General features: G+C 70.4%; 20 protein-coding genes. 7 read left to right on the top strand and 13 right to left on the bottom strand.

From position 1 onward, the window contains the following. The first annotated feature begins 119 nt into the window (after positions 1-119). From LADH09A_RS11150 to LADH09A_RS11140, 3 genes are all read left to right on the top strand, one after another. The gene (locus LADH09A_RS11150; RefSeq protein WP_179778611.1) at positions 120-527 is read left to right on the top strand and encodes a YciI family protein; all 408 of its coding nucleotides are present in this window, start codon (positions 120-122) and stop codon (positions 525-527) included. Continuing rightward, the gene (locus LADH09A_RS11145) at positions 524-1,666 is read left to right on the top strand and encodes an RNA polymerase sigma factor (RefSeq protein ID WP_238644809.1); all 1,143 of its coding nucleotides are present in this window, start codon (positions 524-526) and stop codon (positions 1,664-1,666) included. Before LADH09A_RS11150 ends, LADH09A_RS11145 begins: the two co-directional genes overlap by 4 nt. 430 nt (positions 1,667-2,096) lie before the next feature. Further along, positions 2,097-3,125 (top strand): glycoside hydrolase family 11 protein, encoded by a 1,029-nt coding sequence (locus tag LADH09A_RS11140; RefSeq protein ID WP_238644808.1) that lies wholly within the window; start codon positions 2,097-2,099, stop codon positions 3,123-3,125. An 87-nt stretch (positions 3,126-3,212) separates the two neighbouring features. Here LADH09A_RS11140 and LADH09A_RS11135 read toward each other — a convergent pair whose 3' ends face one another. The 7 genes from LADH09A_RS11135 to LADH09A_RS11105 all read right to left on the bottom strand — a co-directional run bounded on the left by LADH09A_RS11135 (position 3,213) and on the right by LADH09A_RS11105 (position 10,517). Next, a complete protein-coding gene (locus LADH09A_RS11135; RefSeq protein WP_274529357.1) occupies positions 3,213-4,649 on the bottom strand; it encodes a serine/threonine-protein kinase in 1,437 nt (478 codons plus the stop codon). 201 nt (positions 4,650-4,850) lie between these two features. Continuing rightward, entirely contained in the window at positions 4,851-5,744 is an 894-nt protein-coding gene (locus LADH09A_RS11130) for an SGNH/GDSL hydrolase family protein (protein WP_238644806.1), read from the bottom strand. Positions 5,745-5,869: 125 nt separating this feature from the next. Further along, positions 5,870-6,544, bottom strand: a complete 675-nt coding sequence (locus LADH09A_RS11125) for a DUF6891 domain-containing protein (protein ID WP_238644805.1) — start codon at positions 6,542-6,544, stop codon at positions 5,870-5,872. Positions 6,545-6,612: 68 nt separating this feature from the next. Further along, positions 6,613-7,227 carry a dihydrofolate reductase family protein gene (locus tag LADH09A_RS11120; RefSeq protein WP_238644804.1) on the bottom strand — a complete coding sequence of 205 codons (615 nt, stop codon included), beginning with the start codon at positions 7,225-7,227 and terminating at the stop codon, positions 6,613-6,615. A gap of 172 nt (positions 7,228-7,399) precedes the next feature. After that, positions 7,400-8,794: a non-reducing end alpha-L-arabinofuranosidase family hydrolase gene (locus LADH09A_RS11115; protein WP_238644803.1), complete on the bottom strand. Its 1,395-nt coding sequence runs from the start codon at positions 8,792-8,794 to the stop codon at positions 7,400-7,402. A gap of 136 nt (positions 8,795-8,930) precedes the next feature. Then, positions 8,931-10,016, bottom strand: a complete 1,086-nt coding sequence (locus LADH09A_RS11110) for a hypothetical protein (RefSeq protein ID WP_238644802.1) — start codon at positions 10,014-10,016, stop codon at positions 8,931-8,933. A 57-nt stretch (positions 10,017-10,073) separates the two neighbouring features. Beyond that, a complete protein-coding gene (locus LADH09A_RS11105) occupies positions 10,074-10,517 on the bottom strand; it encodes an OsmC family protein (RefSeq protein WP_238644801.1) in 444 nt (147 codons plus the stop codon). A gap of 124 nt (positions 10,518-10,641) precedes the next feature. On the opposite strand from LADH09A_RS11105, the gene LADH09A_RS11100 reads away from it, so the two are divergent. Then, on the top strand, positions 10,642-11,763 hold the full coding sequence (locus LADH09A_RS11100) for an epoxide hydrolase family protein (protein ID WP_238644800.1): 1,122 nt from the start codon (positions 10,642-10,644) through the stop codon (positions 11,761-11,763). A gap of 32 nt (positions 11,764-11,795) precedes the next feature. On the opposite strand, the gene LADH09A_RS11095 is transcribed toward LADH09A_RS11100, so the two are convergent. Next, entirely contained in the window at positions 11,796-12,020 is a 225-nt protein-coding gene (locus LADH09A_RS11095; protein WP_238644799.1) for a VOC family protein, read from the bottom strand. Between the two features lie 142 nt (positions 12,021-12,162). Here LADH09A_RS11095 and LADH09A_RS11090 point away from each other — a divergent pair, with 142 nt between their 5' ends. Further along, positions 12,163-12,876, top strand: a complete 714-nt coding sequence (locus LADH09A_RS11090; protein WP_238644798.1) for a hypothetical protein — start codon at positions 12,163-12,165, stop codon at positions 12,874-12,876. A 13-nt stretch (positions 12,877-12,889) separates the two neighbouring features. Here the strand turns inward: LADH09A_RS11090 and LADH09A_RS11085 are convergent, their stop codons facing one another. After that, positions 12,890-13,657: a class I SAM-dependent methyltransferase gene (locus LADH09A_RS11085; RefSeq protein WP_238644797.1), complete on the bottom strand. Its 768-nt coding sequence runs from the start codon at positions 13,655-13,657 to the stop codon at positions 12,890-12,892. A 143-nt stretch (positions 13,658-13,800) separates the two neighbouring features. Here LADH09A_RS11085 and LADH09A_RS11080 point away from each other — a divergent pair, with 143 nt between their 5' ends. Continuing rightward, complete coding sequence (locus LADH09A_RS11080) at positions 13,801-15,387, top strand: gluconokinase (protein ID WP_238644796.1); 1,587 nt, start codon at positions 13,801-13,803, stop codon at positions 15,385-15,387. A 28-nt stretch (positions 15,388-15,415) separates the two neighbouring features. Here LADH09A_RS11080 and LADH09A_RS11075 read toward each other — a convergent pair whose 3' ends face one another. Genes LADH09A_RS11075 through LADH09A_RS11060 form a run of 4 tightly spaced genes read right to left on the bottom strand, consistent with a single transcriptional unit; the run spans position 15,416 to position 19,528 of the window. Then, entirely contained in the window at positions 15,416-16,303 is an 888-nt protein-coding gene (locus tag LADH09A_RS11075) for an ABC transporter permease (protein WP_238644795.1), read from the bottom strand. Next, entirely contained in the window at positions 16,303-17,202 is a 900-nt protein-coding gene (locus tag LADH09A_RS11070) for an ABC transporter permease (RefSeq protein ID WP_238644794.1), read from the bottom strand. The genes LADH09A_RS11075 and LADH09A_RS11070 overlap by 1 nt, the downstream gene beginning before the upstream one ends. Continuing rightward, complete coding sequence (locus LADH09A_RS11065; RefSeq protein WP_238644793.1) at positions 17,199-18,311, bottom strand: ABC transporter ATP-binding protein; 1,113 nt, start codon at positions 18,309-18,311, stop codon at positions 17,199-17,201. Before LADH09A_RS11065 ends, LADH09A_RS11070 begins: the two co-directional genes overlap by 4 nt. Further along, entirely contained in the window at positions 18,308-19,528 is a 1,221-nt protein-coding gene (locus LADH09A_RS11060) for an extracellular solute-binding protein (protein WP_238644792.1), read from the bottom strand. The genes LADH09A_RS11065 and LADH09A_RS11060 overlap by 4 nt, the downstream gene beginning before the upstream one ends. A 238-nt stretch (positions 19,529-19,766) precedes the next feature. Between LADH09A_RS11060 and LADH09A_RS11055 the strand changes: the two genes are divergently transcribed. Continuing rightward, on the top strand, positions 19,767-20,849 hold the full coding sequence (locus LADH09A_RS11055; protein ID WP_238644791.1) for a LacI family DNA-binding transcriptional regulator: 1,083 nt from the start codon (positions 19,767-19,769) through the stop codon (positions 20,847-20,849). The last annotated feature ends 49 nt before the right edge of the window (positions 20,850-20,898 follow it).

The raw sequence follows: 20,898 nt of genomic DNA, 5'->3' as shown, positions 1-20,898 counted from the left end.
CAGCGCTCCTGAGCCGGAGTAGAAATAATCCGGACGGCATGTCGAGAACCGGCGGCCAGCTCCGTCCCCGGGGTGAAGGCGGCCACGAAGGGCGCCTCACCCGCACCGAGGAGAAGACGATGGCGAAGTACCTGCTGCTCAAGCACTACCGCGGCGCCCCGAGCGCGGTCAACGACGTACCCATGGACCAGTGGACGCCGCAGGAGATCTCGGCGCACATCGCGTACATGAACGACTTCGCGGCACGGCTCGAGCAGACCGGCGAGTTCGTCGACGGTCAGGCACTGGCCCCCGACGGGGTGTTCGTCCGGTACGACGGTGAGGGTCGCCCGCCGGTCACCGACGGCCCGTTCGCCGAGACCAAGGACCTCATCGCCGGCTGGATGGTGATCGACGTCGACAGCTACGAGCGCGCCGTCGAGCTGGCCGGGGAGCTGTCCGCCGCCCCCGGAAAGGACGGCAAGCCGATCCACGAGTGGCTCGAACTGCGCCCGTTCCTGACCGAGCCGCCCACCATCACGGAGTGAACGACGCGCTGATCCGGAGCCTCACACCGGGTGTGCTCGGGGTCCTCGTCCGCCGCGGAGCCGACTTCGCGGCGGCCGAGGACGCCGTACAGGACGCGCTGGTCGAGGCGGTCCGCGTCTGGTCGGCCGACCCGCCACGGGACCCGAAGGGCTGGCTGGTCACCGTGGCCTGGCGCCGGTTCCTCGACGGGACCCGGGCGGACGCGGCCCGTCGTCGGCGTGAGGACCTCGTCGAGGAGGAACCCCCGCCCGGCCCCACCTCGGCGGTGGACGACACGCTCCAGCTCTACTTCCTGTGCGCCCACCCGTCGCTGACGCCCTCGTCGGCGGTCGCGCTCACGCTGCGCGCCGTCGGCGGGCTGACCACCCGCCAGATCGCCCAGGCCTACCTGGTGCCCGAGGCCACCATGGCGCAGCGCATCAGCCGGGCCAAGCGCACGGTCTCCGGAGTGCGGTTCGACCAGCCCGGCGACGTCGCCACCGTGCTGCGCGTCCTCTACCTGGTCTTCAACGAGGGCTACTCCGGCGACGTCGACCTCGCCGCCGAGGCCATCCGGCTCACCCGGCAGCTCACGGCCGCGATCGACCACCCCGAGGTGGCGGGTCTGCTCGCCCTCATGCTGCTGCACCACGCCCGGCGAGCCGCCCGGGGGGCGGCCGACGGCAGCCTGGTGCCGCTGGCGGAACAGGACCGCGGGCGATGGGACACCGGGTTGATCGCCGAGGGCGTCCAGATCCTCCAGGCAGCCCTCGCCCGGGACCGGCTGGGCGAGTTCCAGGCCCAGGCCGCCATCGCGGCACTGCACGCCGACGCGCCCACCGCCGACGAGACCGACTGGGTGCAGATCGTCGAGTGGTACGACGAACTCGCGCGGCTGACCGACAGCCCCATCGTCCGGCTCAATCGCGCGGTCGCCGTCGGTGAGGCCGATGGCCCGCGCGCCGGTCTCGCGGCGCTCGCGGCGCTGGACGACGCACTGCCCCGCTACACGGCGGTCGCGGCATACCTCCACGAGCGCGACGGCAGTGTGGTGACGGCGGCGCGGCTGTACGCCGAGGCGGCCCGGAAGGCCGCCAACCTCGCCGAGCGCGACCACCTGACCCGCCAGGCCGGACGGCTCAACGCCCTCCGACGCTGACCGGGCGCCCACCTGCCTCCCACCCCCTCCACCACTAGGGGCCTGCGGGTCCGGAAAGTCTCCGGAAGTTTTCGGAGTCTTCTTCGCGCTCCCACGGCGACCACTGCGGGTCTCCGGAGGGAGTCCCGGTTTCTGATCGACTACTGACCTGGACAGATATCGCTCCCACGCCAGACGGCAGATCTCCGCGACGTTGCTGGCGTGTTTCCGAAAATTGTTGACAAGTCGACGGCCGGGTTAATACGGTCGCCATCGACGGTGCTCAATCGCGGTCAGCACCAGTCACCGCGACCCACTCCTCCGGTCGTCGCGCAGGACGACCGGCCACCACCACGCGGTACGACGCCGATGGCCGTCCCGGGCCACCGGCAGCCCGCGGGCCGTATCGCACCGCTGGCCCCCGCCAGCCGCCACAAGGAGGAACACGTTAATGATCGACACCGGCGAGATCCCCACCAGACCCAGACGGCGTGGCCGTATCCGGCTGCTCCTCGGCGCCGCCTGCGCCGCCGTCCTGGCCGTCACCGGCACGATGACCGCCACCAACGCGTACGCCGAGGCCGACCGGACCCTCACCTCGAACCTCACCGGCACGCACAACGGCTACTACTTCTCGTTCTGGAAGGACAGCGGCAACGCCAGCATGACGCTGCGCGCCGACGGCCGGTACACCAGCAGTTGGGACAGGAGCACCAACAACTGGGTCGGCGGCAAGGGTTGGGCCACCGGCAACCGGCGCACGGTGACCTACTCGGGCAGCTACAACCCGGGCAACAACAACACCTACCTCGCCCTGTACGGGTGGACGCGCAACCCGCTGATCGAGTACTACGTGGTGGAGAACTTCGGCACCTACAACCCGAGCAGCGGCGCCACCCGGATGGGCACGGTCACCACTGACGGCGGCACGTACGACATCCTCCGCAGCCAGCGGGTCAACGCCCCGTCGATCGACGGCAACCAGACGTTCTACCAGTTCTGGAGCGTCCGCCAGCAGAAGCGCTCGAGTGGCACCATCACCACCGCCAACCACTTCGACGCCTGGGCCCGCGCCGGCCTGAACCTCGGCACCAACCACAGCTACCAGGTCATGGCCACCGAGGGCTACCAGAGCAGCGGCAGCTCCGACATCACCGTCCGGGAGGGCGGTGGCAGCAACCCGGACCCGACCACCCCCACCAACCCGCCCGGCAACGGCAACTGCAACGCGACGATCTCCGCCGGGCAGCAGTGGGGTGACCGGTTCAACCTCAACGTCGCGGTCAGCGGCACCAACAGTTGGGTCGTCAGCCTCGGCCTCGGCGGCGGCCAGAGCGTGCAGAACAGCTGGAACGCCTCCGTCAGCGGCACGAGCGGCACGGTCACCGCGAGACCGAACGGCAACGGCAACAACTTCGGGCTCACGATCATGGCCAACGGCAACTGGAACTGGCCGACGGTCACCTGCCGCACGGGCTGACCTGGTCAGCTCCTGACACCACACCCTCTGGCGTGGCGGCTCCGGCCGCCGCGCCAGAGCCGTGCCAGGGGTACGCCCCGTCGTCCGCTAGACCTGCGGCGCCGCGGGCCGCCCCGCCGCCGATTCCTCGGTCGACGCCGACTCCTCACTCGACGGCTCGTCGGTCGGGTCCGAAACCGGTTCGTCCGTCGGTTCCTCGGTCGGTTCCTCCGTCGTCCCACCGGTCGGGGCTGCCGTCGGTCCCGCAGGGGCACTCTCGGACGTGCTGGGCTCGGGCGTTCCCACAGCGCTCTCCCCGGGCGACGCCGACGGGCCTCCGGTGGCCGAAGCGGTGGCCGCCGGGGTCGGGGATCCGGGCGCCCGTACCGGCAGACCCGCCGAGTCGCGGGTGGCCGGTTCGCCGCCGCCGACACCGGGGCCGGGCTCCCCCTGCGCCGGCACCGTCGGCGACACCGCCGGTGGTGTCGTGGGCGGCGTCGTCGGCTGCCCGGTCGGGCCCGGCATCATCCCGGTGGGATCGGCGAGCACCAGGACGGCAGCCGCGGCTGCCAGCGACCCGAGGAGCACCGCGAGCCCGGTGGACCCGGGACTGCCCGCCCGACGCGTCGCGCCGCCGGGAATGGAACGCCGGGCAACCGGGTGCGCGACCGGCGCCCCGATCGCGGTCGCCCCGGTGGCGGTCCGCAGCAGGTCGGACGGGTCGGCGATTGCCTGCGCCGCCGTGGCCATGGCCGCCGCCGTCGGAAAGCGGTGGGCGGGCTCCTTGGCCATCGCGGTGGCGACCAGCCTCCGGACCGCCTCCGGAACGTCCTCGGGCAGCGGCGACGGTTCCTCTTCGAGGTGCCGCAGCGCCACCGCGAGGGCGGTCTCGCCCTGGTGCGGCGGACGGCCGGCGAGGCAGTGGTAGACGACGGCGCCGAGCGCGTAGATGTCGATCGCCGGGGAGATCTCGTTCTTCGCGATCTGCTCCGGAGCCATGTACAGGGCGGTGCCGACGACCTGGTTCGTGCCGGTCAGGCTCACCGCCTCCTGCGTCACCGCGACGCCGAAATCGACGAGGACGACGTGCCCGTCCGGCTCGATGACCAAGTTGCTGGGCTTGACGTCCCGGTGGATGACCCCGGCGTCGTGCGCCGCCTGGAGGGCACGGGCGGTCTGCGCGGCGATCGACATCGCCTCGGCGACCTCCAGCCGACCAACCTCGGCGATCCGCTGCGACAGGGGCTGCCCCTGCACGCATTCCATCACGATGTAGGCGAGGACCGGCGCTCCGGAACGGGACACCTCACCGTAGTCGTAGACCTGGGCGACACCCGGGTGACGCAGGGCCGCCATCGCCCGGGCCTCGCGGCGGAACCGCTCGCCGAAGCCGGCGTCGGTGACCAGCCGGGGTTGCAGCATCTTGACCGCCACGCAGCGGTCCAGGGTTTCGTCGACGGCCCGCCACACGTCACCCATACCGCCACTGGCGATGCTTTCGACCAGACGGTAACGGTCTCCGACGACTTGCCCCACACTCGGCATAAAGCTTCCGATACCCCGGACTTCCCGATCTCAAGCACCGCCCGGTCGTTCGACCGATCTCGTCGGTGCGCGCAACCGGTCGCCTCCTGAGCGCCCCAGGGCCGAGACCAGGGCGAAGGCGCGGGTCAGACCGTGACGAGGGCAGCCGTGAGCCTGCCCCGCCGCTGGCGACGGGGCAGGCTCAACCGATCGCGGTCGGGGTCAGCTGTTCAGCCTGGCCAGCAGGGCGGTGGCCATGCCCTGCTCACCACGGGCGTTCGGGTGGAACGGGGCGGCCGAGTTCTGCGGCACCAGCCCCTCGACCCACCGGGTGCCGCTGCTCTTGCACGCGTCGCGGCCGATCGACGGGGTGTACACGTCGGCGTAGGTGGCACCGTTGGCGCTCGCGGCGCTGGCCAGCATGGCGTTGAGCGACTTCTCGACGCCACGCAGGTACGGCACGTCCTGGTAGGCGATCGGAACGACCGGCCAGCACCCGTACCCGGTGTCCGGCAGGATCGCCGGATATCCCAGCACCACGACCCGCGCGCCCGGCGCGGCCTGGCGGACCGCCTGGAGCACAGCGGTCACCTTCGGCGTCGCGGCGACGATCCTCGCCTGCAACTGGTCGACGCCTCCGGCGGTGAAACGGTTCTTGCACGGTGAGCCGAGCGGGCTGCTGAGGCTCGCCTCCGCACAGTCGGTGATGATGCCGGAGAAGCCGATGTCGTTGCCGCCGATCTGCACCGTCACAAGTGCGGTGCTGGACGTCACCGCGCTCAGTTGTGGGGGCAGTGCGGTGCCCAACGCGCCGCTGCCGCCGACGAGGATGTCCTCCGTGGTGGCCCCGGAACAGCTCACGTCGGCGAACGACGACGAGCCGGCGGCTGCGGCCACCAGCGACGGATAGTTACGGCTGGACCGCAGACAGTTCAGGTCGACCTGGGAGGGAATCAGGGGCCCTGAGGTGTACGAGTCACCCAGCGCGACGTAGCGGCCGGTGGGCACGGCCGCGCTGGCGGGTGTGGCGACGGTGAACAGCACGCCGGCGGTGGCCAGGGCGAGTGCGGCCAGCCGGGTGGCTGCCCGCAGGAGGGGCAGGCGGGGACGGGTCATGGCGCCTCCCAGACGGGATAACGGTGGGGTGGTGGTGCCAAGATCCTGTCGCCGTCAACGTCAAACGTCAATATAGATGGGCCTCACTAAATGGTGGGTCAAGATGTGGGACGGCTCGGTGGTGCTCACCGCAACGGCGCGTACCACTGGGCGCCAATGACCCGGATCCGCCTGGACTGCTTGCGGTTCCACTCCACCCGCATCCCGTGCCGACGCAGCACCGGGAACGCGATCTCGTCCAGCAGTCGCTCCAGGTCGGCCTGATAGGCGGCCTGCTGTTCCGCCTCCGAGAGGCCCTCGTAGGCGCTCTCGTCGAAGGCGGTCGGCGGGTAGACGCCGTAGCCGAGGTAGACCTCGCCGTCCTCGCTCGCGAGCAGTGACTCGGTGTCCTGCTGGTGGAACCAGAGAAAGCCCTGCCAGTGCCGGGAGTCGTCGCGCTCGTCGTGAATCTCGGCGTTCGCGCAGGTGCCGCAGCAGGTGAAGTCCGCCCTGGCCAACACGCCCAATTCGGTGAGCTCGGTGAAGGCGCGGGTGATGTTGCCACGCACCTCGCCCCACTCGCGCTGCTGCGCCCGCCGGGCATCCGATGCCTTCTCGTACGCCGCCCTGAGCTCGTCGTCCGTGACACCGCAGCGCTCGTCGTCGTCGTCGAAGAAGTCAACGAACTCGTCGGCGTCGTCCTCCCCACGCACGATCCAGGACCACAGCTCGTCCTCGATCGCGCTGCGGCCCGGCTCGTGGATGCGGTCGGTCAGGAAGCGGACGCCGTCGGGGCGATCGTTGTAGGTCCATCCAGTCACGGCGGAATTTTCACACGGGCCTACGACGACCTGGACCCGGCGCACGGCCGGCGGGCACCCTCAGCGCACTAGTTCCCGGCCGGCACCTCACCCAGGGCGTCGTCGTAGCCGACCGCGTCGGGGGCCGCGCCCGGCGCGTAGATCACCCGGAGCACTCCCGTCGGAAAGGCCTCCGTCGCCACCAGTCGCAGGTGGTACGCCGCATCGCCCTCGTCGAACAGTCTGCGGCCCTTGCGGGCCGCGACCGGATGCACCAGCAGCCGCAGCTCGTCGACCAGCCCCGCGGCGAGCAGTTGCTGCACCACCGAGATCGACCCGGGGATGAGGATGCCTCGGACACCCGCGTCGGCCTTGAGCGAGGCGACGGCATCGAGGAGGTCACCCTGGATCAGCTCCGAGTTGCGCCAGGGCAGGTCGAGCGACTGACGTGAGACGACGACCTTGCGGACGTCACCGAGTTGCTTGGCGAACGAGGCGTCGTCGCCACCGGCGGCCTCACGGTCGGGCCACGCTCCGGCGAAACTGTCATAGGTCTCGCGGCCGATGAGCAGCACGTCGGCGGTGTCGTAGTCCTCGCTGACGGCGCGACCCATGTTCTCGTCGAAGTACGGGAAGTGCCAGGCCGGGTCGATCTCGGCCACACCGTCGGCCGAGATGAACAGCGTGGAGATGACCTTTGCCATCGCGAGGGCCCCTTCGAGTCAGGTGATTTCGGGTGGATCGACCGGCGCATCATCCCAAACTCGTCAGCCGCCGACCGGCACCGGTGACGAGTGTCGTGGCATGGGCTCGGGCGGGCTCGGCGTCTGCGCCGAGCCCGCCCGTCCGGTCCTGCCCGATCCTGCTCGGCGCGCCTCAGCGCTGGAGGGTCAGCAGACCCGGCCGGTACGGCAGCAGGCCATAGTCCACGCCGTCGGAGCTGGGGGAACGGCCCTGGTAGAGCAGTTGCAGGTTGCAGGCGTCGACAGTCATGGTCTGGTCGGCGTTGGTACGCAGAAGCTCACCGTGGCTGATGTCGTTGGTCCAGGTCGCACCGCTGTTGACCTTGCCCGCGAACGGGTTGCTCTGGGTCGCGGCCTGCGGCGTCCACGAACCACCCAGGCTGGTGGCCGTGAACGAGCGGAAGTAGCGGCCCGTCGAACCGATCGCCTCGACGATCATGAGGTACTTGTTCAGGCCCTGGAGCTTGTAGACCTGCGGGGCCTCGAACAGGTTGTTCGTGGTGTCGCTCATGATGGTCGTGTAGCTGCTGCCGAAGTTGCCGGGGAAGTTCCCGATCGGCATGCTGGCCCGGTAGATCTTGCCGTTGTCACCGGCGAAGAACAGGTACATGTTCGTACCGTCACCGATCAGAGCCTGGTCGATCGGCCCGGTGCCGGAACCGGTGATGCTTCCGGTGAACAGCGTCTGCGGCGACGACCACCCGTTCGGGTTGGTCGGGTCGCTGGAGGTCCGGTACGAGAATGCCGTGCCACCCCACTGGTAGGCGAGCACCCAGATGTTCTTCGGCGCGAAGTAGAACAACGACGGCGCCACCGTCGCCGAGTTCATCGCGTTCTGGCTGGCCGAGCCCATCTGCGAGTAGTTCGTGAACAGGCTGAAGTTCATCGAACCCCATCTGGTCCCGAAGTCGTGCGTGGTGGCGTAGACCAACTGCTGGCCGTTGTACGGGGCAACGGTGAAGTCCTTCAGCGACACCCAACCCGACCTCGGGGTCGCCAGCACGCCTGTCGATGACCAGCGGTACGTCGACGGAAGGTCGCAGGTGCCGCCCGGCGGCGGGGTCGTCGGTGGCGGGGTGGTGGGAGGCGGTGTGGTGGGAGGCGACGTCGTGCCGCCGGTGCACGTCACCCCGTTCAGGGCGAAACTCGTCGGAGCCGGGTTGCTGCCCGTCCACGAGCCGTTGAAGCCGAACGACACCGTGCCGTTGGTCGCGACCGCTCCGTTGTAGCTCACGTTCGTGGCCGTCACCGCCGCACCGCTCTGCGTCAACGACGTGTTCCAGGCCTGCGTCACCGTCTGCCCGGCGCCGTACGACCAGGTCAACGCCCAACTGGTCAGCGGGTCACCCAGGTTCGTGACCGACACGTTGGCACCGAAGCCGCCCTGCCACTGCGACGACACGGCGTAGGTCACCGAACAGCCCGCAGCCGCGGCGCCGGCCGGCAAGGCAGCGACAACCGTCGACGACACCAGTAAGGCGACGCCGGCCGACACCAGGCCGACATTGGTGGCTGTGGATCTGGTCATAAAGCACCCTCCTGACGGATGGCGGCCCATGCATTGGTGGTGGTCACTGCGGACGAAACTGTTGTGAGCGTTAACAGGCCGCGTCAGGGATATTACGGGAGCGCTCCCACACCCTCAAGCCCAACTCGGGTGCGCCTCAGACGACCGGTAGGACGACAGCACCGAACTGGTTGCCACGCTGGACGTAATGCGGCAGGTAGAGCTTCCACGTGACCGTCAGCTCGCGCCCCGCGCGCATCGGTGCCGGCATCTCGACGACCATCTCGAAGACTGCGGCACCACCCGCGGGGATCTGCGGGACCGGGGCACAGTTGAGCCGGTACAACTGAGCCGTGTTCACCGCCTCGTCGGTCGCGTCGCCGAGGGAGAAGAGTTCCATCAGATAGCCCGGGCACGGGTCCAGCGCGAGGAATGTGTCGGTCGGGTTGCCGAGCGTCACGCGGAGGGTGGACCGCGACCCGGCCGTGGTGGTGGGCGGCCCCGCGACACTGACGGTGAGCTGGTCGAGCGGCGAGGTCGGGGGCGCCGACGTCGTGTCGGGCTCGGTGAACCCGCTGGCGTAGAGCGTGGCCCGCGCGCGGGGATTCACCCCCTCACCCTGCGGGCAGCCCGGACGGTCGCCGGCGGTGATCGGTGCGCGCAACGTGCCACCGCCGTGCGGCACCTCGATCGCAAGCTCCAACGCCCCCTCGGTCGGCTGGCAGAACGGCCCGGACCAGTCCAGGCGCAGGCTCACCTGACCACCGGCTGGCACGACGACCACCCGGGCGCGGGCCTCGTCGTCCATGCCGTGCGTGTAGAGCATGGCGATCTCGCGACCGCCGGCGTACATGGTGGTGGGCACCTCACCCTGCACGGTGCACTCGGCCTCCGACGAGTTGCGCACGTCCACCACACCGACGAGCTTGCCGATGGCGGCGTCCAGGCCGCGGGGTGTCTCGCCGCCGGCTCCGGGCCGCGTCCAGCGCACGAGCCGGCCGGACAGTTGATCCGCTCGGCACGGCTTGCTCTCGGCGGACGGCAGCCGCGGCCCGGCGGGGCGACCGTTGAGGTCCTCGGCGGTGATCCTCAGATCGGCCCACGGCACGCTGCCGTCGGCAAGCAGCGAGGTGGGTGCCGACTCCGCGGCTGCCCGCCCCGGAGCGCCGGGTTGGGCGTCCGGCCCGGCGCAGGCCGCGGCGACGGCGAGCACGAGCAGCAGTGGCACCAGCAGTCGACGCATGTCGCCACCCTCACACGACCGACCGCACCGCGCGTGAGTAGCCATGCTCAGAGCGGGTCAGTCTCCGCGGGACCCGGCGGTCTCGACGGTCGTGACCGGAGAGCCCAGCTCGACGGTACGGGAGACCGTGCAGAGTCGATCGTGCGACTGTTGCAGCGAGCGGGGCAGCGCCTCGCGTGCCCGGTCGCCGTCCGCGCCCTCCGGGAACGTCACGGTGAACTCGACTCGGATGTTCTGCATCCGGTTGCCTCCGGTCTCGTCCCGGATCTTGTCGCCGGTGACCTCGACGGAGAACTGGGTCGGCTCGGCGCGGCGGCTGGTGATGTAATCCACGTCGACCGCGGTGCAGCCGGCGATGGCGGCCAGCAGCAACTCCACCGGCGTGAAGCTGGTGTCCTCGCCCGTGCCCAACGCCATCGACCCCCCGCGGACGTTGCGCGCGACGTAGTTTCCCACGCTGGTGCGCTCGATCTGCACCGAGCGGAAGCTGTCCTCACTCATGACAGGAAAACTACCCAGGCCTTCCCGGGGGCGTACACCGGATCCGGATCGACGCTGAGACGGCCGCCCGGTCGGTGCGGCGATGCCACCCGGCCGCCAACTGTGCATCGGCTATCGTTCGCAGGTGTCGACGATCGAGCCGTATCGCATCTCCGTCGCAACCGAAGTGCTTGTTGACCTGCGTGAGCGCATCGGTCGCACGCGTTGGCCGCAGGCACCGCTGGAGCCGGGATGGGAGTCCGGCACCGAGCCGGGTTACCTGCGCGAGCTGCTGAGCCAGTGGCAGGATTTCGATTGGCCGGCCTTCGAGAAGACGCTCAACGAGCTGCCGCACTACCGGTTCGAGGGTACGCATTTCGTCCACGTCCGCGGCCGGGGGCCAGACCCGCTACCTATCGTGCTCACCCACGGCTGGCCCGGCAGTTTCCTGGAATACCGCGACCTCATCCCGCTGCTCACCGAGCCCGACGACCCGGCCGACGCTTTCGACGTGGTGGTGCCGTCACTGCCGGGGTTCGGGTTCTCCGACTGGCCGGCATCCCCGGGCGTGGTCAACGCCGTCGTCGCGGACCGCTGGCATCGGCTGATGACCGAGGGGCTCGGCTACCGCACGTTCGCCGCCCACGGCAGCGACCTCGGCGCGGGCGTCACCACGCAGCTCGCCAAGCTGCATCCGAGGAGCGTCACCGGCATCCTCCTGAGCGCCACGGCGATGCCGCGGCCGCAGCAGCCGTGGAGCGACGCGGAGCAGCGGTACCTCGCATGGATGGACGAGTGGCAAGCCGCCGAGGGCGCTTATGCACACCAACACGCGACGAAACCCCAGACCCTGGGGTACGGGTTGACCGACTCCCCGGCCGGGCTGGCCGGCTGGATCGTCGAGAAGTACCGCGACTGGTCGGACAGTCACGGCGACGTCGACGCACGGATCGGCCGTGCGCACCTCCTCGCGACGCTCACGCTCTACTGGGTCACGGGGACCATGACGCCGTCGATCCGGATGTACTACGAGCACCGCCGGCACTCCACGCCGGTGACCGAGCGAATCCCGGTGCCGGCCGGCTTCGCGCTCTTCCCCAACGAGTTCGTACCGCTGCCTACGCCGCCGCGTGAGCTGGCCGAGCGTTTCTACCAGGTCGAACGCTGGACCGAGCTGCCGCGCGGCGGACATTTCCCGGCCATCGAGGAGCCGCGGCTGCTCGCCGAGGAGCTGCGAGCGTTCTTCCGCCCGCTGCGCGCGCGGTAGGGCGCGTTCGTCCCGGTCCCCGAGTGGCCGGATCAGGCGTCGGCTTCGAGGGCGAGGGTGTTGCCGTCCGGATCCTGGAACCAGGCGATGCGGCCACCACCGGCCCGAGGCGTGATCCCCCTGGGGTCGTGTTCCACCCGCTCGTAGCGGATGAAATCGACACCGGAGGCAACGAGTGCGCCTTCGTGGAACCCGACGGCACGCTCGATGTCCGAGACGGCGATCGAGGCTCGGAGGTGATACCTGCTCAGGGGCATGGACCACTGTGGCACGCCGCCGCGTCGCCGGTCATCGCCGACACGACCCGAGGGCTCGGTCAGCCACCCCGTCCGCACACGGCACAGTCCCGACGCACTAGCATTGCCGCCGTCCACGACGGCTCTGCTGAAACGAGGCGACATGCGTTGGCTCCGGCTGTTGCTGGGCGGTAGGCGGGTCCAGCTTGATCCGGGACGACAGCAGGCGCTGCTCCGCGACGTCCAGTCCCGGTACGGCACGCACGCACAGGTCCGGTTCCCCGAGCAGGTCGAGGCGCTGACCGCGGCGCTCGACAGCGACGACGGCCTGGTGGTGGCGGCCCGGATCGTCAGTCAGGTCGCCGACGAGGCCCACGTGGACCTCCAGGCCCAGGCCCAGGAGATCCACCGCCGGACGGGCCGGCGACTGCTGGTGCACCGCCGCAACTACCGTCCGCTGTGGATGGAGGCCGGACACGCCCTGCGGTGGCCGCTGTTCGCCTTGCCGTGCGGGTTCCACCCGTACGCGCAGGTGGCCGCCGCTGTCGCGGTGGTCGGCAGCCGGGCGCCCCGCCTGGACCGGGTGACCGACCCGAACCCGCTGCTGACCCGGGTGTTCGAGGTGCTCGACCTCACCACGGCGGCCTGGGAGTACGGAAGGGTGCGGGTGGACACCGACGCGGCGGCCCTGGCCGACCGACTGATCCTGAGCGCCGGGCAGGTCATCGCGGCCATGGACGACCCGCCCCGGCTGCCGCCCGCGGTCCGTGAGCTGATGCGGCGCAACAACACCGTCAGCGTGCACGACCCGGCCGGTCCCCGCGCGGTGGGTGGCATCAACCTGGGCGCGAGGATGCGAGAGAACTTCCTGGTCTGAACGCCCGTGGACGCTACCGCTCGGTGCGCCGACGCGCGAGGTGCACGACGATGTCGGCGGAGAGCTCGACCGTCCCGGGCAGGATCTGCATGATCTGGCCGAAGACCTGCTCCTGCTCCGAGGTCGGCAGCTCCAGATACGCCGAGATCGTCGACAGGTGCCCGACGTAGTCGCGCGCGCTCATCGTCAGACGACGCTCGAGCACGGTCTGCCGGACGTCGACGAACCACTCGGACCGTTGGAGTTCAGTGCCCGGCCACTGCATCCCACGCCCCGGGGGCGTGCCATCGGGCGACGGCACCTCGTCGCTCTCCAGGAAGGGTGCCCGGGCGGCACGGACCGCATCGGCCACCGCCGGGTCGGCCAGTTGGGTCGGCCCGCCGAACGAGGCGAACACGCCGCCTGGTTCCAGCAGCGCGGCCATGCTCGACCATCGACCCTCCGGTTTCGTCCAGTGCAGTGCCGCCGCCGCGTACACCAGGTCGTAGGTCTCGCCCGGCCGCAGGTCCTCGAATGCGGCCTGCCTGGTGCGGACGTCTGCTGGCACATGCTTGCGCAGCTCGGCGAGCATGGCCCCGTCCGGTTCGGTCGCGGTGACCGTGACCTCCCGCCCGGTGAACAGACGAGTCGCCTTGCCTGTCCCGGCGCCGATCTCCAGGGCTGTTCGAATCGGTCGACCCGAATACGTGAGCACCAGGTCGAGAAGCTCGACGGGGTAACCCGGTCGGTACCGCTCGTATTGTTCCGCCACCATCCCGAAGCTCAGTGCGCGAGCAGACATGCCGACAATCCTGTCACGACTCGCGTCGGCGATGCTCGATCTTCTGCGCCCAAACTGGTCGGCAGCGCGCTGCGGCGCGCCGGGTGACGACAACTGCGCGCAACCGCTTGCCCACCCGCCGCACACCGCTCGACCATGTGCTGATGGGGCCGGAGCGTCGTGTCATCCTCGGGGTCGACGTGGGCACCACTGCCGTGCGGGCGGGCGCGTTCGCGCTGGACGGCACCGCACGGCACGTGCGGGCGCGGGAGTACCCGCTGCTCCAGCCGGTGCCCGGCTGGCAGGTGCAGGACCCGGACGTGCTCGTGGCGGCCACCCTGGCGGTGATGTCCGCGTGTGTCGCCGACACCGCCGGCGCGGAGGTCGTCGCCCTCGCGGTCAGTTCCGCCAGGTACGGCCTGATCGGGCTGGACGCGACGCTGAGGCCGGTGACGCCGCTGCTGACCCGGCGCGACACGCGCTCCGCCGAGGTGGCCCGCGACCTGCGGGTCTCCGGCCAGAGCCGGGAGCTGCACCGCATGAGCGGTACGCCCGTGCACCCGGGAAGCCCGCTCTGCAAGCTCATCTGGTTCGCCCGCCACGAGCCGTACCTCTGCGCCACGACGCGGTGGTGGATCGGCCTCAAGGACTACGTGGTCCATCGGCTGACCGGGACGTTGGTGACCGAGCTGTCCTCGGCGTCCGGCACCGGGATGTTCGACGTGCACCGACGGGTGTGGAGCGCGGGCGTCCTCGACCTCGTCGGGGTGTCCGACGGTCAGCTTCCCCCGGTCCTACCCACGACGGGTGTGTTGCGACTCTCGGCGGCGGCCGGCCGGTCGGTCGGGCTGCCGTCCGGCACGCCGGTCGTCGTGGGCGCGGGCGACGGCCCGTCGAGCAGCCTGGGCATGGCGGCGATCGACGGCACGGTCGGTGGTCTGACGCTCGCGGCCACCGGGGCCCTGCGGACGGTCGTCGCGGCCCCGCTCGTCGACCCGGCGGAGACCTTCTCCTGCGCCGCGTTGACCGAGGACGCGTGGGTTGTCGGCGCGACGGTCGGCAACGGCGGCAACGTGGTGGGGTGGGCCGGTCACGCCCTCGCGCCCGACCTTCGCCCGGCGTCCGGTGACGAGCGGGCCGTACCCGCGTTCCTGGGTCTCGCCGAACGGGTCGCGCCGGGAAGCGACGGCCTGGTGATGCTGCCCTATCTGCTGGCCGAGCGGGCCCCGGAGGGGGAGTCCGGTCCCCCGGGCGCGTACCTGGGCCTGCGCGGCGAGCACTCTCGCGGCCACCTGGTACGGGCCGCCGTGGAGGGTGTCTGCCTCCAGCTCGGCGACGTCCGTGACCGCCTGGCGCGGCTGACACCGGTCAGCAGCGTTCGCCTGGCCGGCGGGGCGTTCCGATCTCCGCTGTGGCGTGCGGTGATGGCCGCCATCCTGGACTGCCCGGTGCGGGTGTCGGATGCGGCCGACGACGACGCCGCCCTCGGCGCGGCCGCGCTCGGGCTCTTCGCGATCGGCCTGGCCCCCGATCTGCGGGGGGCCATCACCCAGCTCGACCCCGGGAGCGCCCGCGCCGAGCCGATCGCGGTCGACCCAGCCCTCGCCGCGGCGTACCGGGGCCTGCGGACGAAGCTGCCCGCACTCGTCGCGGTCGTGGGCCGGATCGGTGAGATCCTCGACGAGGTGGCCGCCGGCCCGCGCGTCCACTGGCCGGCCGACGCGATGCCTCGGGGTGCCGTGGGCCGGTGACCGGACCGGTCGCGACACGGTGGCGGCCTCAGTGCTCCGGCTCGTCCTTGACCCGTGCCACCAACTGGGTCGGGTTGACGTAGCGCAGTGCGACGACGAGCAGGACGAGCATCATCGAGGTGTAGATGACCGCCATGGCGTCGACCGACTGCTGGGCCCTGATCCCGGACGCGGACATCGAGTAGTAGAGCGCCACCACGAGGGTCTGCGAGTCCGGGCCGGCGGTCAGGAAGGTGAGCTCGAACATGCCCACGGTCCGCACCAGGACGAGGATCGCGGAGGCGAGAATGCCCGGCACGAGCAACGGCGTGAGGACCCGGAGGAACACCGTGCGCAGGCCGGCGCCGCACATGCGCGCGGCACTCTCCATCCGCGGGTCGATCTGCTCGATGAACGGGGTCATGGTCAGGATGACGAAGGGCACCGATGGTACGAGGTTGGCGAGCACCACCCCGGACATGTTCCCGGCCAGGCCGAACTTGTAGAGGACGGTCGCCAGCGGGATGCCGTACGTGATCGGGGGCATGAGGATGGGCAGCAGGAACACGAGGAAGATCACCCGTTTGCCGGGAAACGACCGCCGCGCGAGGACGTAGGCCGCCGGCACGCCGATCAGCAACGACAGGCCCACCACGAGTACGGAGACCTGCAGTGTCACGGTGATGACCTGTAGGAGCGCGAACTCGTCCCAGGCCCGCCCGTACCACCTCGTGGTGTAGCCGTCCGGGAGCCAGGTGTCGAACCATCGCTGACCGAACGAGCTGACCAGCACGGACGCCACGACGCCCAGCAGGTTGAGGAAGAAGAAGATGACGACGCCCCACACGATCCAGGCGGCCGGCCGCGCGGTGATGCGCCGCCGCCGCTCGGTGGTGGTGGAGGGCCGGGTCGGTGGTGCCTCGGTGGTCGTTGCCATCAGCCCTTGCCTCCGGTGGAGCCGGTGTAGAAACGGCTGCGAGCGGCCAGCACCACCGCGATGATGACCAGCTCGACGAAACCCATGATCATCGCAATGGCCGAGGCGTACGGGTAGTCGTACTGCTCGTACGCGGCCTGGTACGCGGCGAGGGAGATGACCCGGGTCTCCCCAGCCGGGTTGCCGACCAGGACGGCCGACGGGAACACGCTGAACGCCAGCACGAACGTCAGGCAGAAGGTCGTGGCCAGACCGGGCATCAGCAGCGGGAGGGTGATCTGGGTGAACCGGCGACGCCAGTCCGCCCCCAGCGTCGCGGCCGCCCGCTCCAGGGTGGGGTCGATGCCGGACAGATAGGAGAGCACCAGCAGGAACGCGAACGGGAAACCGGTGATCACCAACGAGAAGAAGACACCCCAGTAGTTGTGGGTCAGCCGCACCGGCTCGTCGACGAGGCTCGTGGCCAGCAGGATCCGGTTGAACCAACCGGTCGGGCCGAGGAAGTTCAGCAGCCCCTGGGCGGTGAGCACCGTGCCGAGCGTGATCGGCACGACCAGCAGTGTGGTGACCAGCCGCTTGCCCCGGAACCGGCCGCGCATCCGGTAGGCGATCGGCACGGCGGCGAGGACGTTCAGCAGGGCCGCGGGCAGGGCGATCCGCAGCGTGATCCAGATCGTGCCGCGCTCGTAGGCGTCGGAGAAGAACCGGGCGTAGTCGCTGAACGGCCCGCCGTTGGTCGGCTGGAACGAGAGCGTCAGCCCGTAGAAGAACGGGTAGAGGAACAGGGCGACGACGAAGATCAGGGCCGGGACCAGCAACCAGAGCTGACGATCGACGCCCCGTTCGGCGAGACGGTGCTGCCAGTGCGCCAGCGGCCGACCGGGCCCGGCGTCGCTCACCGCGCCGCCTCCGACCCGCTGGCAGGGAGGTCGGTCCGCCGCGCCGCGTCGGCGGGATAGACCAGGAGCCGCTGCGGGTCGATGGCGAGCTTGACCTGGTCGCCCGGCGCGATGCGCTGCTCGGTCCGCAGGTGCAGCAGCATCCCGGTGTCGGTACGGGCCTCGGCCGCCAACTCGCGACCCTGGTACTCGACCACCTCGATGATCGCCGACATGGCGTTGGGGGTCTCGCCGGGCCCGTCGACACGGATGTCCTCGGGGCGTACGGCGACCATCGTGTCCGCGCCGGTCCGGAGGTCGCCCACCGCCTCGCCGAGAAGTCGTTGACCGGACGACTCGATGGTGGCCCTGTTGCCGTCGAGCCGGTCGACCCGGCCCCGCCACAGGTTGCGGTAGCCCATGAAGTCGGCGACGTGCCAGTTCGCCGGTCGGTTGTGCAGCTCGCGCGGTGACCCGATCTGCTGCACCCGCCCCTCCCGCAGCACCACCAGCCGGTCGGCCAGGGAGAGCGCCTCCTCCTGGTCGTGGGTGACGTAGACGGTGGTGAGCCCCAGCGACTGGTGCAACCGACGGATCTCGGTACGCATCTCCAGGCGCAGTTTGGCGTCGAGGTTGCTCAGCGGCTCGTCCATCAGGACGAGGGACGGCTCGAACACGACGGCGCGGGCGATGGCCACGCGCTGCTGTTGACCACCCGAGAGCTGGCCGGGCAGCTTGTCGACGTGGTCCTCCAGTCGTACCAGCCGCACCGCCTCCTCCGTACGCCGGCGGGTCTCCTCCCTCGGCAGGCGCCGCATGCGCAGTCCGAAGGCGATGTTCGCCCGGACCGTCAGGTGCGGAAAGAGCGCGTAGCTCTGGAACACCATCCCGAAGCCGCGACGTTCCGGTGGCAGAGTGTCGATCCGGCGCTCGTCCTGCCAGATGCTGCCCTGCGTCAACGGCAGAAGCCCGGCCAGGCAGTTCAACGCCGTGGACTTGCCGCAGCCGGACGGGCCGAGCAGCGCGATGAACTCGCCCGACTCGATCGTCAGGTCCAGCTCGGTGAGCGCGGCCTGCCCGCCGAACCGGCGGGACACCCCGTCCAACCGGAGCCGGGAGAAGGCGCTCATCCCTGCTTGACCTTCCCGCCGCCGATCTCGCGATCCCAGCGGCTGAACGCCGCCACCAGACTCTTCGCGTCCAGTGGGACCTCGGTCGGGTTCCCGGCGATGAGCGCGTCGTACTCGGGGCGGCCGAACTCGCGGATCGCGTCCTGGCTCTTCTGTGGCGCCGAGGCGAGCTGGACGTCCTTCACCGCCGGCCCCGGGTAGAAGTACCCCTCGTCGTACGCCTTCGCCTGCTGTTGCGGGGTGAGCATGAACGCGAGCAGGGCCAGCACGGCGGCCTGGGTGTCCGTGGACACGCCCTTGGGCAGGACGGCGTAGTGCGCGTCGGTGACCCAGTGGAAGCCGTCGATCGTGGCGATCCTGGCCTCCTTGGGCACCGTGCCCAGCACCCGGGGGTTGATGTCCCAGCCGGTGGTGCTGACGATCAGGTGGGCGGTGCCGTTGGCGAGGTTCTTCATCGTCTCGGTGGTGCCGGACGGGTAGTAGTCGACGTACTGGCCCAACTCCTTCAGGAAGGCCCACGTCCGGTCCCACCCCGCGGTGGGGTCCTTGGGGTTCGCGTCGCCCAGGACGTAGGGCAGACCCATCAGGAACGTGCGGCCCGGCCCGGAGTTGGCCGGCCGCGCGTACTGGAATTTCCTGGGGTTGGCCCTGGCCCAGGCGAGCAGGGCCTGCGCGTTGGTCGGCGGCGTCGCAAGCCGGGACGGCAGATATTCGAGCAGCGGCCCGGACGGGTAGTAGGTGACGGTCACGCCCGCGTTGCCGGCGAGCTGCTGCATCGCGGCGGCCGGCTCCAGATAGGTGCGCATACCGCCGAGGCGGTCCTGGAACGTCGGCAGCACGTCGAGCCAGAGCCCCTGCTCGATCCCGGCGGCCAGGCCGTCGACGCCGGTCAACACGAGGCCGATGTCCACCCGGTCAGCGCCCTGCTGGGCCTTGATCTTCCCGGCCAGCTCGGGCGCCGGCGCCTTCGAATAGGTCACCCGGGAGATCACATCGGGGTTCTTCGCGACGAACTCGTCGATCATCGCCTGGGTCAGTTGGAGGTTACCCGCCACGTCGAGGACGTTGAGGGTGACGGGCTTAGCGGGCCGCTGGGGCACCTCACCCGTGGAGTCACCCTTGGTGCCGCCGGGAGCCTCGGGCGCACCACACCCGACCGCGCCCACCAGAAGCGACGATGCCGTGACCATGAGGGCGCCGCGCCGCGTCATACCCATGAGCCGTTCCCTTCGTCGGCTACCCGGCTGCCCAGGTAGGTGCACGCTCTGCTCCGGTGGGGTCGCCCGTGGGGCCGCCCGTGAAGCATTCAGGCAGCCGCCGTGCCGCAACGGCAACGGGTTGCCATGTATTGCCTCGCGCGAATGTGTTCGGGCGAACGGAATGGTGCCGGAGCATTGCCGGGCAGACGCCGGCGTCATAGCATGATCACGGCGCGTAGCCGGGGGGAGCATGCCAATGCCCGACCACACCAGGCCGCCAGACAAGAGGGCCACGATCTACGACGTCGCGGCCGAAGCCGACGTCTCACCGTCCACGGTGTCCCGGGCCTTCTCCCGACCGAGCCGCGTCAACTCGGAGACCGCCGAACGGATCCGGCGGGTCGCCGAGCGGCTGGGCTACCGGACCAACCCGCTCGCCCGTGCCCTCACCACGTCCCGGACGCACATGATCGCGCTGGTCATCGCCGACATCACCAATCCGGTGTACGCCGAGATCGTCCGTGGGGCGCAGGCGACGGCGATGAACGACGAATACACCACACTGCTGATCGACGCGCAGGAGTCCGACCGACTGGAGCGGACGGCGATCGAACGCACGATGCCGACAGTCGACGGCATCGTGCTGGCCAGCAGCCGGATCTCGGACTCGGCCATCCGGATGTTCGCCAAGCAGCGGCCGGTGGTGGTCCTCAACCGCGCCATCGCCGACGTGCCCTGCGTCGTGACGGACAACCCCCGTGGGGTCCGGCGGGCCGCCGAGCACCTCGGGGAGCTGGGGCACGACCACATCACCTACGTCGCGGGTCCGCAGGCGTCCTGGCCCAACGGCATCCGCTGGCGGTCACTGCTCGAGGCGGGCATGGAGCTGGAGATCAAGGTACGTCAGATCGGCCCGTTCAGCCCGACCATCGAGGGCGGTGAGCGGGCCGCCGAGGAGCTGCGGTCCCGTCCCGCGACGGCCGTGCTCGCCTTCAACGACCAGATGGCGATCGGTCTCATCCGCGGCCTCACCCGGATGGGCGTCGACGTACCGGGCGACGTGAGCATCGTCGGCTTCGACAACATCCTCGCCGCCGACATCGTCACACCCGGGCTGACCACGGTCGCGGCGCCGCTCTACGCGGAGGGCTCGGCGGCGACCCGGCACCTGCTCTCGATGATCGAGGGCGCTCCCGGGCACACCGGTCGGCCGATGGTCCTGCCGGTACGGCTCGTGGTCCGCCACTCGACGGCCGTCCGCAACCTGCGCCCTGGTCGGGCCCGACCGCCAGGGGTACGACAGCGGCCCACGACGACGCCGGCGGTCCACCTGTCCTGAGCGGCCCGCGTGGCCCCGCGACAAGAAACGACAACTCGTTGCCGCGGTG

This window comes from Micromonospora cabrerizensis, assembly GCF_022230955.1.
Classification (GTDB): Bacteria; Actinomycetota; Actinomycetes; order Mycobacteriales; family Micromonosporaceae; genus Micromonospora; species Micromonospora cabrerizensis.
The sequence above is the reverse complement of the archived record's forward strand: the minus strand, read 5'-3'. Positions and strand labels throughout refer to the sequence as shown.